This window comes from Aestuariimicrobium sp. G57 (assembly GCF_050110855.1).
In the GTDB taxonomy this organism is placed as follows: domain Bacteria; phylum Actinomycetota; class Actinomycetes; order Propionibacteriales; family Propionibacteriaceae; genus Aestuariimicrobium.
Genome location: NZ_JBNINW010000005.1, coordinates 110,985 through 122,843, shown reverse-complemented (window position 1 = coordinate 122,843; position 11,859 = coordinate 110,985). Strand labels below are relative to the sequence as shown.

At 67.5% G+C, this 11,859-nt stretch carries 11 protein-coding genes; all 11 read left to right on the top strand.

Features of this window, described 5'->3' with window-relative positions; all coding sequences use genetic code 11:
• Nucleotides 1-232 precede the first annotated feature (232 nt).
• On the top strand, nucleotides 233-1,123 hold the full coding sequence (gene rpsB, locus ACQCX5_RS12260) for a 30S ribosomal protein S2 (protein WP_434542313.1): 891 nt from the start codon (nucleotides 233-235) through the stop codon (nucleotides 1,121-1,123).
• A gap of 50 nt (nucleotides 1,124-1,173) precedes the next feature.
• Entirely contained in the window at nucleotides 1,174-1,986 is an 813-nt protein-coding gene (gene tsf, locus ACQCX5_RS12255) for a translation elongation factor Ts (protein ID WP_434542312.1), read from the top strand.
• 121 nt (nucleotides 1,987-2,107) lie between these two features.
• The gene (gene pyrH, locus ACQCX5_RS12250; RefSeq protein WP_434542311.1) at nucleotides 2,108-2,821 is read left to right on the top strand and encodes a UMP kinase; all 714 of its coding nucleotides are present in this window, start codon (nucleotides 2,108-2,110) and stop codon (nucleotides 2,819-2,821) included.
• A gap of 120 nt (nucleotides 2,822-2,941) precedes the next feature.
• A complete protein-coding gene (frr, locus tag ACQCX5_RS12245; protein WP_434542419.1) occupies nucleotides 2,942-3,463 on the top strand; it encodes a ribosome recycling factor in 522 nt (173 codons plus the stop codon).
• Between the two features lie 19 nt (nucleotides 3,464-3,482).
• Complete coding sequence (locus ACQCX5_RS12240; protein WP_434542310.1) at nucleotides 3,483-4,373, top strand: phosphatidate cytidylyltransferase; 891 nt, start codon at nucleotides 3,483-3,485, stop codon at nucleotides 4,371-4,373.
• A 195-nt stretch (nucleotides 4,374-4,568) separates the two neighbouring features.
• Nucleotides 4,569-5,726, top strand: coding sequence for a 23S rRNA (adenine(2503)-C(2))-methyltransferase RlmN (gene rlmN, locus ACQCX5_RS12235; protein ID WP_434542418.1), 1,158 nt, complete (start codon nucleotides 4,569-4,571; stop codon nucleotides 5,724-5,726).
• A 464-nt stretch (nucleotides 5,727-6,190) separates the two neighbouring features.
• A complete protein-coding gene (locus ACQCX5_RS12230; RefSeq protein ID WP_434542309.1) occupies nucleotides 6,191-7,363 on the top strand; it encodes an ABC transporter substrate-binding protein in 1,173 nt (390 codons plus the stop codon).
• Nucleotides 7,360-9,309 (top strand): ABC transporter permease, encoded by a 1,950-nt coding sequence (locus ACQCX5_RS12225; protein WP_434542308.1) that lies wholly within the window; start codon nucleotides 7,360-7,362, stop codon nucleotides 9,307-9,309. Before ACQCX5_RS12230 ends, ACQCX5_RS12225 begins: the two co-directional genes overlap by 4 nt.
• Nucleotides 9,306-10,184, top strand: coding sequence for an ABC transporter ATP-binding protein (locus tag ACQCX5_RS12220; protein ID WP_434542307.1), 879 nt, complete (start codon nucleotides 9,306-9,308; stop codon nucleotides 10,182-10,184). The genes ACQCX5_RS12225 and ACQCX5_RS12220 overlap by 4 nt, the downstream gene beginning before the upstream one ends.
• The gene (locus ACQCX5_RS12215) at nucleotides 10,177-10,932 is read left to right on the top strand and encodes an ABC transporter ATP-binding protein (protein WP_434542306.1); all 756 of its coding nucleotides are present in this window, start codon (nucleotides 10,177-10,179) and stop codon (nucleotides 10,930-10,932) included. The genes ACQCX5_RS12220 and ACQCX5_RS12215 overlap by 8 nt, the downstream gene beginning before the upstream one ends.
• Complete coding sequence (locus tag ACQCX5_RS12210; protein WP_434542305.1) at nucleotides 10,929-11,855, top strand: uroporphyrinogen decarboxylase family protein; 927 nt, start codon at nucleotides 10,929-10,931, stop codon at nucleotides 11,853-11,855. Before ACQCX5_RS12215 ends, ACQCX5_RS12210 begins: the two co-directional genes overlap by 4 nt.
• Nucleotides 11,856-11,859: the final 4 nt, after the last annotated feature.

Here is an 11,859-nt window from a genome sequence, read left to right as displayed (position 1 = left end):
AAAACTTGCCCCGGCCGGGTGGGGTCTCGCAATTGGCGCCGATCCCGTCGGGTTGCCTACACTGGGCACAGCAGCCCACGCGTGGGCTGACTTCACCGTGCAGACACACGGCCACCCCTGTGGTCCCGGCAACGTCGGGTGGGATGGCCGCTGCACCAGGCAGCACCGAAAAGTTCGGTGCGACGTAACCCTTGGGGCCAGCCGTGCTGTGCTCCCACAGAAAGGACCGGCCATGGCCGTCGTCACCACCCGTCAGCTGCTTGAGAGCGGCGTCCACTTCGGACACCAGACTCGCCGCTGGAACCCCAAGATGAAGCGCTTCATCTTCACCGAGCGCAATGGCATCTACATCATCGACCTGCAGCAGTCGCTGACCTACATCGACAAGGCGTACAACTTCGTGCGCGAGACTGTCGCCCGTGGCGGCCAGGTGCTGTTTGTCGGCACCAAGAAGCAGGCACAGGAAGCTGTCGCCGAGCAGGCCACCCGCGTGGGCATGCCCTACGTGAACCAGCGCTGGCTGGGCGGCATGCTGACCAACTTCCAGACCGTCATCAAGCGCGTGCAGCGACTGAAGGAACTCGAGGGCATGGACCTCGACAACCCCGTCGCCGGCGGCCTCACCAAGAAGGAACTGCTCGGCCTCAAGCGCGAGTCCGAGAAGCTGGGCAAGACCCTCGGCGGCATCCGGGACATGTCGAAGCTGCCCCAGGCCGTCTGGATCGTCGACACCAAGAAGGAGCACCTGGCTGTCGACGAGGCCCGCAAGCTGCGCATCCCGGTCATCGGCATCCTCGACACCAACTGCGACCCCGACGAGGTCGACTTCCCGATCCCGGGCAACGACGACGCCATTCGTTCGGTCGCGCTGCTGACCCGCATCGTGGCCGACGCCGCTGCCGATGGCCTGCTGGCCCGTTCGGGCCAGGCCGCTGACGGCACCGAGCCCGAGCCGCTGCCCGACTGGGAGCGCGACCTGCTGGCCGGCGCCCAGGAGGCCGAGACCAACCGTGAGGGTGTCGTCGAGACCCCCGCGCAGGTCGAGGCGACCGACGCCGAGGCCGAGGCCGAGGCCCCCGCTGCTGCTGAGGTTGCCGACGAGGCCGCCGAGCAGGCCAACTGAAGTCTGAGTCACCACCACCTGCCCAACGACTCACCAATAGATTGGAAATCATGGCAATCACTGCTGCCGACGTGAAGAAGCTCCGTGACGCCACCGGCGCCGGGATGATGGACGCCAAGAAGGCCCTCACCGAGGCCGAGGGCGATTTCGAGAAGGCCGTCGAGATCCTGCGCGTCACCGGCGCAGCCAAGGCCGCCAAGCGCTCTGACCGTGAGGCCACCAACGGCCTGGTGGCGGCCAGCGGCAACGCGCTGATCCAGCTCGCCGCCGAGACCGACTTCGTCGCCAAGAACGAGGAGTTCGTCACGCTGGCCAACGAGATCGCCGCCGCCGTCGAGGCCGCCCAGGCCAACGGCGTCGACGAGGCCAACGCCGCCAAGCTTGCCTCGGGCAAGACCGTGGCCGAGTCCGTCAGCGAGCTCGCCATCAAGATCGGCGAGAAGCTCGAGCTGGCCCAGGCTGCCTACGCGTCGGGCGATGCCCACGTCTACCTGCACCGCCGCGCCGCTGACCTGCCCCCGCAGGTCGGTGTGCTCGTCGAGTACCAGGGCGACAACGAGGATCTCGTGCACTCGGTCGCGTTGCAGATCGCCGCGATGAGCCCCTCGTTCGTCACCCGTGACCAGGTGCCGGCCGAGACCGTCGAGAACGAGCGTCGCATCGCCGAGGCGACCGCACGCGAAGAGGGCAAGCCCGAGCAGGCCATGCCCAAGATCATCGAGGGCCGCGTCAACGCGTTCTTCAAGGACGTCGTGCTGGTCGACCAGCCCGCCGTCTCGGACGACAAGAAGTCGGTCGGCAGGCTGCTCGAAGAGGGCGGCGTGACCGTCACCCGCTTCGCGCGTTTCTCTGCCGGCGCCTGAGCGTCGCAGCCCCTGGGCAACGGCACGGGCCCCGCACCACCTGGTGCGGGGCCCGTGCTTTGTCGTCTCGAGTCCGGAAACGGTAGGCTCTCCGGCAGCCCACGCCTTCGAAGGAGTCCCCATGACCCAGCCCTACCATCGCGTCCTGTTGAAGCTTTCCGGTGAGGTGTTCGGTGGTGGCCAGCTCGGCGTCGACCCCGTGGTCGTCTCGTCGATCGCCAAGCAGATTGCCGAGGTCGTCAATGCCGGCACCCAGGTCGCGATCGTGGTGGGCGGTGGCAACTTCTTCCGCGGCGCCGAGCTGCAGCAGCTGGGCTTCGAGCGCGACCGCGCCGACTACATGGGCATGCTGGGCACCGTGATGAACTGCCTGGCCCTGCAGGACTTCTGCGAGAAGGCCGGCGTCGCCACCCGCGTGCAGACCGCAATCACGATGGGGCAGGTCGCCGAGCCCTACATCCCGCGCCGCGCCGAGCGCCACCTCGAGAAGGGGCGCGTGGTCATTTTCGGCGCCGGGTCAGGCATGCCGTACTTCTCGACCGACACCGTCGCCGCCCAGCGGGCCCTCGAGATCGGTGCCGACGTGCTGCTGATGGGCAAGCAGGGCGTGGACGGCGTCTATGACGCCGACCCCCGCACCAACCCCGACGCCAAGAAGTTCACCGAACTCAGCTATGACGAATACCTGAACCGTGACCTGAAGATCGCCGATGCCACCGCCATCAGCCTGGCGCGCGACAACAAGCTGGCCATGGTGTTCTTCAACCTCGACACCGAGGGCAACATCGCCCGCGTGATCGCCGGCGAGCCGATTGGCACCACCGTCCACCAGTGAGTTCGCCACCAGTGACAACACCGTGCCGCTAGGCTCAATATCGATGCCTGCTGCACAGCAGGCCCACCACAGGAAGGAACCAGCGTGACATCCGACATCACCGCCGAGGCCGAACTCAAGATGCAGGCCACCGTCGAGCACGCGATGGAGGAGTTCGCCGCGATCCGCACCGGGCGCGCCCACCCCGCCATGCTCAACAAGATCACCGCGGACTACTACGGTGCCCCCACCCCCCTGCAGCAGCTGGCCACCTTCCAGGTGCCCGAGGCGCGCACGATCCTGATCACCCCCTTCGACCGGTCGGCGATCACCGCCATCGAGAAGGCCGTGCGCGAGTCAGACCTGGGCGCCAACCCGTCGAGCGACGGCAATGTCATCCGGATCAACCTGCCCGCCCTCACCGAGGAGCGCCGCAAGGAGTACATCAAGATGGCCCGCTCGAAGGCTGAAGAGGCCCGTGTCGCCATCCGCAACGTGCGCCGCACCGCCATCGACGCCTACAAGAAGCTCGAGAAGGACAAGGAGATCTCGGAGGACGAGCTTGCCCGTCACGAGAAGGCCCTGGACGCCTCGACCAAGAAGTTCGTCGATCAGGTCGATGACCTGCTGAAGGGCAAGGAAGCCGAGCTGCTCGAGGTCTGAGCCGACGGCCGACATCGCCATGAGTCAGGAACACCTGGACCCGCACCTGATGCACGACCCGCCCAAGCCTGTGAGCCGGGCGGGTCGTGACCTGCCTGCCGCCATCGCGGTGGGCGTGGGGCTGCTGGCGGCGGTCGTGGTGACCCTGGGCTGGTTCCACTGGGGCTTCACCCTGCTCGTGGCGGTCGCACTGTCCTTCGCCGCCCACGAGCTGTACCAGGCGCTCAAGCGCATCGGCATGACCGCCGCGATCTGGCCGATCATCATCGGCACGGTCGCCATCCAGGTCGCGTCCTACTACGTCAGCCTGAACCCCGACCGCGGGCTCGGCGCAGCACCCACGCTGCTGGCGTTGCTGTCGTTGACGGTGATCGCCTCACTCATCTTCCGGCTGCGAGGTGGCCCGCAGGGCTTCGTCAAGGACGCCGCCGCGAGCCTGTTCATCGTCGCCTATGTGTCGCTGCTCGGTGCCGCCGTGCCCCTGATGCTCGGCGGTGAACAGGGCAAGGAGCGCGTCATCGCGTTCATCGTCTGTGTGGCCGCCAACGACACCGGTGGTTATGTTGCCGGGGTGCTGTTCGGCAAGCACAAGATGGCCCCGGTGATCTCACCGAAGAAGACCTGGGAAGGGCTGGCCGGGTCCGTGGTCTTCGCTGTCGGCGTGGGGGTGCTGATGGCCATGTGGCTGCTCGGTGCGTCCTGGTGGGTGGGCGTCGTCCTCGGGTTGGCGATGGTCGCCTTCGGCACCTGCGGCGACCTGATCGAATCAATGATCAAGCGCGACGTCGGCATCAAGGACATGTCGAGCTTCCTGCCCGGCCATGGCGGCGTGATGGACCGCCTCGATTCGCTGCTCGTCGCTGCCCCTGTGGCATGGTTGGTGCTCTACCTGACCGTGCCGGGCGGTTGAGAATGACCCAGGAGTAGCCCCGTGAACAGCACCCAGCTCGGCGAGATCCCCGAAGAGCAGGACGCCCTGGCCGCACCACCCGTGCGGGTCGAGGCGCACGCCGGCGGCGCCCAGGCCGTCGCCCCGAAGCTGCGCCTTCCCGACTCCGAGAACCGGGCCGGACGAGGACGCAACCATGCCGCCGCCCCACTGCCGATGCCGGCACAGCCACTGGCCGAACCGGGCAAGGAACTGCCGCTGGTCTTCACCGCACCGAAGCGCCGCAAGCCGGCGGCGCACTGGATCGACCTGGGCATTGACGAGCGCATCGCCGCGGTGCAGCGGCTGGGCCACCAGAAGTTCCGTGCGCAGCAGTTGTCGCACCAGTGGTTCGAGCGCCTCGCGCACACCCCGGACGAATGGACCGACCTGCCTGCGAACGCCCGCCAGCAGTTCGTCGATGAGCTGTTCCCCACGCTGGTCACCGAGATCAACCAGCAGCGTGCCGACCGCGGCGCAACGATCAAGACCTTGTGGAAATTGCACGACGGCTCGCTGGTCGAGTCGGTGCTGATGCGTTACGGCGCCGGCGAACATTCCGCGGCCCGCACCACCATGTGCGTTTCCTCCCAGGCCGGCTGCGGCATGGCCTGCCCGTTCTGCGCCACCGGTCAGGGTGGGCTGCAGCGTAACCTGTCGACCGGTGAGATCGTGATGCAGGTGCTCGACGGTGCCCGCAAGCTCAGCCGCGGCGAACTGCCCGGGGGGCCGGGCCGGGTCAGCAACATCGTCTTCATGGGCATGGGCGAGCCGCTGGCCAACTACAAGGCCGTGATGGGTGCGGTGCGCACCCTGGTCGAGCCTGCCCCGAACGGGCTGGGCATGAGCGCCCGTGGCATCACCGTCTCGACCGTCGGCCTGGTGCCTCGCATTGAGCAGTTGGCCGGTGAGGGCATCCCGGTCACCCTCGCCCTGTCGCTGCACGCACCCGATGACGAATTGCGCGACGAACTCGTGCCCATCAACACCCGCTGGAAGGTCGACGAGGTCGTCGACGCCGCATGGCACTACGCCGAGAAGACCCGCCGGCGGGTGTCGATCGAATACATCATGATCAAGGACATCAACGATCAGCCCGAGCGGGCCGACCTGCTGGCGCGCGTGCTCAAGAAGCGCGGTGACTGGGGCTGGTTCCACGTCAACCTGATCCCGCTCAATCCCACGCCCGGCTCGATCTGGACGGCATCGGACCCCGCCGTCGAGGCCGAGTTCGTGCGCCGGCTGCAGGCCAGGGGAGTGCCTGTCACCATCCGGGACACCAGGGGCAGCGACATCGACGGTGCCTGCGGGCAGTTGGCGGCCACCGCAGTCTGAGAGCGCGGACGCGGAGTTTACGCCAACAGCCGAACCCGTGCCCGGCATGCGGATGAGAATTCCATCCCCCCTGCGCGCCGCCGTACAGTTGGGCCAACGTCAACCTGATGGGGGAACGGCAGTGGGCACGAGCGCACCTCGCGACGAGACCTGGGGTCTCGCCACGTCGCGCGACCTCGGCATGCCCTTGTTCTGCCACCCGAGTTCCGCGCTCCCGATGCGCGCGCACCCCATCATCTGTTGTTGCTGAGCGCAGCTGGACCACCTCCAGTTGCCTGGCCCTGACCCCGAGCGGGTCTTGTGCGATGCCGACAGGCGTCCTGCCAGCAGCCCCCGGCACCGGCCCATGTCCCGGCAGCCCCACGCGATCCTGCGGGAATCGCACACACCACAACACACAACGCCGGAACCTTTCCGCCGGCACCCAGCAGCACCTTTTCGGTGCCCACCTGAAGGAAACGACCATGACCTCGAACATCTCCCGCCTTGGCCGCCGCGGCTTTCTCGCCGGCGCCGCAGGTACTGCCGCACTGGCACTGGCCGGCTGCTCCGTGGTGCAGCAGAACACGACCGGTGGCCCCGCATCCGGTGGTGGCAGCTCCGTGATCAAGTTCGGTGTCTCGGCGCCGCGCACGGGCCAGCTGGCCGAGTACGGCAAGTACTACGAGCAGGGCTTCGCGATCGCGCTGGATGCCATCAACAATGCCGGTGGCATTGACGGCAAGAAGATCGAGCTGGTGTGGGAGGACTCGCAGTCCGACCCCAAGCAGTCGGTGCCGATTGCCCAGAAGTTCGTCGCGAACAACGAGATCATCGCCGAACTCGGTGACTTCAGCTCGGGCGCCTCGATGGCCGCCACCCCCGTCTATGAGAAGGCCAAGCTCGTCCAGTTCGGGTTCACCAACTCGAACCCGGCCTTCACCGCGGGCGGCACCATGGCGTGGACCACCTCGCTGACCCAGGAGAACTACCAGGAGGGCTACACCAAGCTGCTGGCCAAGTACGGCAAGACCGTCGCCGTGTATTACCAGCAGACCGACTGGGGCAAGACCTCGTTCGACCTGTTCACCAAGTACGCAGGCCCGGCCGGGCTGAACGTCGTCTACTCCAGCGCGTTCAACCCCGAGACCCAGGACTTCCGTCCCGTGCTGCTGCGCGGGCTGGAGGCCAAGCCCGATGTCATTGCCCATCTGGGCTATGGCCCCGACGGTGGCCTGCTGGTCAAGCAGCTGCGCTCGCTCGGCTTCACCGGCAAGGTGCTCGCCGGCCAGACCACCCCGCAGTTCCTCGAGATTGCAGGCGAGGCGGCCGAGGGTGTCGTGCTCGCCGAGAACTTCACCCTGTCCGACCCCAACCCCGACATCCAGAAGTTCATCACCGACTTCCGGGCGAAGTTCAACGTCGACCCCGGTGCCTTCAACGTCTACGCCTACGACGCGCTGCAGGTGCTGGCCCAGGCCACCAAGGTCGGCGGCGCCACCCGTGAGGGTGTCTACAAGGGCCTGAGCTCGGGTGAGTCGTTCAAGACGCTGCTGCTCGGTGACCTGACGTTCAACGACAAGCGGCGCCCCAACAACGTCATCCTCAAAGAAATCGTCGTCGAGAAGGGCGAATTCGTCAGCAAGGGCACCCTGTGATCGAGACATTCATTGCCGGGTTGATCCACGGCAACTCCTATGCCCTCGTGGCCGTGGGCGTCTCGTTGGTGTTCGGCGTGGCCAACGTCGTCAACTTCGCCCACGGCTCGGTGTTCGGGTTCGGCGCAATGCTGGGCTGGTGGTTCATCGCGGTGCTCGGCTGGTCGTTCGTGCCGGCCGTGCTCGCGGTCGTCGTCGCCACCGGCATCCTGGGCCTGATCATCAATGCCGTCGCGGTCAAACCGCTGTCCAAAGCGCCACCCATCGCGGCGTTGCTGGCGACCTTCGCGGTCTCGATGGTGCTCGACAACCTGTCGCAGATCATCTTCGGCCCCGAGGTGCGTGCCTTTCCGGCCGTCATCCCGACGAACAACCTGCGCATCGGCGGCATCACGTTCGGCACGTCCGACGTCGTGATGCTCGCCGTGACGCTGGTCGTCATGGTGACGCTGGCGCTGTTCCTGCGTTTCGGTCGCTATGGCCGGGCCATTCGCGCCACTGCCCAGGACCCGGATGCCGCCCGCCAGATGGGCGTGCCCGTGGGCCGCGTGCAGGCGCTCTCGTTCGCACTGGCCTCGTCCCTCGGTGGTCTGGCAGGTGTGTTCGTCGCGCTCTACACGTCGAGCGTCTCGCCCACGTCGCATGTGCTCACCGGCATGATCGCCTTCGTCGCGGCCACCATCGGCGGCCTGGGTTCGATCACCGGCGCGGTGGTCGCGGGCTTCGTGCTCGGCATCGTCGAGGCCTACGGCGTCTATTGGTTCGGTGAGGGCATCCGCGACCTGATCACGTTCGGTGCGCTGCTCGTCATCCTGGTGGTGCGTCCCTATGGCCTGTTCGGACGAAAATCCGCGATCGCCACAGAACCGATGACCGGCACCTTCTTCGGTGGCGGTCATGCCCTGCGGCTCGGCAAGAAGACATTGATAGCCCTCGCGGTCACCGCGATCGTGCTCATCCCGGCACTGGCGACCGCACCGTTCCTGGCGGTCGCCTACCAGGTCGTGCTGATGGCCATCGTGGCGGTGCCGCTGACCCTGCTGTCCGGGTCGGCCGGCCAGGTCTCGCTGGGCCAGGTCGCACCGCTCGCCGTGGGCGCCTATGCCTCGGCGCTGCTGTCGATGCAGCTCAACCTGCCGCCGCTGCTGGCGATCCCGCTGGCCGGTCTGGTCTCGGCCCTGCTGGTGACCCTGCTGACGCTGCCGATCTGGCGCCTGGGCGGCCACTACATCTCGATCGCCACCCTGGGCGTCGGCTATGTGGTGGTCGCGATCATCCGGGCGGCCGAACCGGTCACCCGCGGTGCCTACGGCCTGCCCGGAATCCCGGCACCCAGCCTGTTCGGCCACACGCTGACACTGCCGCTGGAGTTCTACCTGCTCGACCTGCTCTTCCTGCTGCTGGCCCTGTGGGTGACCATGCGCATCCGCAAGTCGCACCTCGGCCCGACGCTCAACTCGGTGGGTGCCGACCAGGTCGCCGCCCGTTCGCTCGGTGTGCGTGCCCGCGACTACAAGGCCCTGGCCTATGCGGTGGCGGCGTTCTTCGCCGGTATCTCGGGTGCGCTGATGGCCCACCAGAACGGCTACATCGACCCGAGCCTGTTCGTGATCGCCACCTCGGTCCTGGCGCTGACGATCATCGTGCTCGGTGGCATGAACTCGCCGCTCGGTGCCGTCTTCGGTGCCGTGGTGCTGGTCGGCCTGCCCGAACTGCTGCGCGTCACCCCCGATGTCCGAATTCTCGGCTACGGCCTGTTGCTGCTGCTCATCGTCCGGTTCCGTCCCCAGGGCCTGTTCGTTCGTTCTGACAAGCGGGCGAAGAATGACCGGGACGGCGACGCCGGTGACGACGCAGCCGCTGCGACGACTGCCGGCGCCGTCGACGCGTCCCCGGCACGTCCCGAGGTCACCATCGACACGAACCTGGAAGGAGCCCGCGCATGAGCACCCCCGCCCTGCAGGTCACCAACCTGGACAAGTCGTTCGAAGGTGTCCACGCCGTCAACCAGGTCAGCTTCACCATCGAGCCCGGCCAGACCCTGGCCATCATCGGGCCGAACGGTTCGGGCAAGACGACCACGCTCAACCTGGTCACCGGCACACTCAGGCCCGACTCGGGTTCGGTGCAGCTGGCCGGCCGCGAGATCGCCGGACACAGCCCCGAAGAGGTCGCCGAGCACGGCCTGACCCGCACGTTCCAGAACGGGCGCGTCTTCGGCAACCTCACCGTGCGCCAGAACATCGCCGTGGGCCTGCACTCGGAACTCAGCGCCCAGCGCCCGTTCCGCAAACTGGCACACCTGCCGGTGCTGCGCTGGATCAGCCTGCTCGGTGAGGTGGCCGCTGCGTTGGTCACCACCCCGGCCATCAAGGCCGAACGCAGCCAGACCGAGCAGCAGGTCGATCGTCAGGTCGATCGGTTCAGGGCCCGGTTGGGGTCGCGCACCGAGCACCTGACGCACACGCTGTCCTATGCCAACCGGCGGCGCACCGAGATCGCCCGGGCCCTGGTCAGCGAACCCGACGTGCTGGTGCTGGACGAGCCGACAGCCGGCATGAACCAGTCCGAGACGGCCGAGGTGCTGCGCCAGCTGCTCGACCTGAAGGCCTCGGGCCAGACGATCCTGCTGGTCGAGCACAAGCTCGACCTGGTGATGACGCTGTCCGACAAGGTCATCGTCATGGACGAAGGCCACATCATCGCCCAGGGCCTGCCCGAGGACGTCCGCAACGACCCGCGCGTGATCAGCGCCTACCTGGGGCGTCGCCACCAGGTCGAGCCCGCCGGCGACGCAGAACAGGAGCCCGACAATGACTGAATCGCCGACTACTGGTCAGAAGGCCGAATTGTTGCGTCTCGACGGCGTCGACGTGTTCTATGGCGAGGCCCAGGCGCTCGACGGGGTCACCATCAGCGTCGGCGAGGGCGAGATCGTCTCGCTGCTCGGCGGCAATGCGTCGGGCAAGTCGACCACGATGAAGACGGTGCTCGGGCTGGTCCGGCCGACCAGGGGACGCGTGCTGTGGCGCGGCGAGGACATCACTGGCTGGTCGACCGCCAGGCGCGTCGCCGCCGGCATCGCGTCGGTGCCCGAGGCCCGGCGGGTGTTCCCGCAGATGAGCGTCGAGGACAACCTGCTGGTCGGGGCCTGGAGCCGCGGCCGTGACAAGCAGATCCAGGCCGACCTGGCCGAACAGTGGCAGCGGTTCCCGCGGCTGCGTGAGCGCCGCCACCAGGCCGCCGGCACCCTGTCGGGTGGTGAGCAGCAGATGCTGGCGTTCGCCCGTGCCTGCATGAGCCGACCGACCCTGATCTGCATGGACGAGCCCACCATGGGCCTCTCGCCCCGGCTGGTCGACGAGGTGCTCGACACCATCGCCATGCTCAACCGTGAACTTGGCGTGGCCGTCCTGATGGTCGAGCAGATGGCCGAACTGGCACTGAGCATCGCCCACCGCGGTTACGTGCTGACCACCGGCCGGCTGTCGCTGAGCGGTTCGGCGCACGACCTGCTGCACGACGATGCCGTGCAGGAGGCCTACCTGGGAGGGGCGCCGGCACTGTGAACGACATCACGAAGCGTGAGCGCTTCCTCGCCGCCGCCCGCGGCGAACAGGTCGACCGGCCGCCGGTCGGTGCGTGGGTGCACTTCGGCACCGCGATGGCCGACCCGTCGCTCGCGGCCACCCTGCACCTGGCATTCCTGGCGTCGTACGACTGGGACTACCTGAAGGTCATGCACGACTTCAGGTTGCCGACGCCCCAGGACGGTGACCTGCGTGAGCGTCTCGAGGCGTTCGGCACGCTGGGCACCGAGTGGGCGAGTTTCGACCGGCAGCGGGCCGTGCTGCGCGCGATCCGCGAGGCCGAACCCGATGTCGCGATTGTCGAGACGCTGTTCTCGCCGTTCCAGACCACGGTGCGTTCGTTCGGCCAGGACGTCGTCGACATCTTCGAGGACGATCCCGACCTGGCGAACCGGGTGCTGGGGCGGGTCGCCGACCTGCTGGCACGCTATGCCGCCGAACTGCCATCACTCGGCGTCGACGGGCTCTTCCTGGCGCTCACGGGCGCCTCGAGCGACATGAGTTCGTTCGCGCTCGATGCGTCCGCGCACCGCACCTGGATCGGCCCCCATGAGCGCACCGTGCTTGATGCGGCCAAGGGGCTGGTGCGCATCGGGCACCTGCACGGCAACGACCTGAACCTCGACCTGTACGCAGACCACGCGTTCGAGGTGACGAGCTGGTCTGACGTGTCGTCGTCGCCCAGCATTGCCGAGGTGCTGGCCCAGGGGCGGGTGCCGATGCTGGGGCTGGACGAGCTGGCCTCGACCTACCTCGCCGCCGACGATGTGCACCAGCAGGTGCTGCATGCACGCCGCGCTGCCGGTGACCGCATCATTGTCGCGCCCAACTGCACGCTGCATTCCGACACGAACCCCGAAGTGTTCACCGCGCTGCGCAGTTCGGTCGAGGTGGCACTGTGACGGG

What these genes read in the sequence shown, in the direction of transcription:
- pyrH (WP_434542311.1), top strand. Translation starts at nt 2,108, where the DNA reads ATGACCCAGCCCTACCATCGCGTCCTGTTGAAGCTTTCCGGTGAGGTG.
- ACQCX5_RS12215 (WP_434542306.1), top strand. Translation starts at nt 10,177, where the DNA reads ATGACTGAATCGCCGACTACTGGTCAGAAGGCCGAATTGTTGCGTCTC.
- rpsB (WP_434542313.1), top strand. Translation starts at nt 233, where the DNA reads ATGGCCGTCGTCACCACCCGTCAGCTGCTTGAGAGCGGCGTCCACTTC.
- ACQCX5_RS12220 (WP_434542307.1), top strand. Translation starts at nt 9,306, where the DNA reads ATGAGCACCCCCGCCCTGCAGGTCACCAACCTGGACAAGTCGTTCGAA.
- ACQCX5_RS12230 (WP_434542309.1), top strand. Translation starts at nt 6,191, where the DNA reads ATGACCTCGAACATCTCCCGCCTTGGCCGCCGCGGCTTTCTCGCCGGC.
- tsf (WP_434542312.1), top strand. Translation starts at nt 1,174, where the DNA reads ATGGCAATCACTGCTGCCGACGTGAAGAAGCTCCGTGACGCCACCGGC.
- frr (WP_434542419.1), top strand. Translation starts at nt 2,942, where the DNA reads ATGCAGGCCACCGTCGAGCACGCGATGGAGGAGTTCGCCGCGATCCGC.
- rlmN (WP_434542418.1), top strand. Translation starts at nt 4,569, where the DNA reads ATGCCGGCACAGCCACTGGCCGAACCGGGCAAGGAACTGCCGCTGGTC.
- ACQCX5_RS12240 (WP_434542310.1), top strand. Translation starts at nt 3,483, where the DNA reads ATGAGTCAGGAACACCTGGACCCGCACCTGATGCACGACCCGCCCAAG.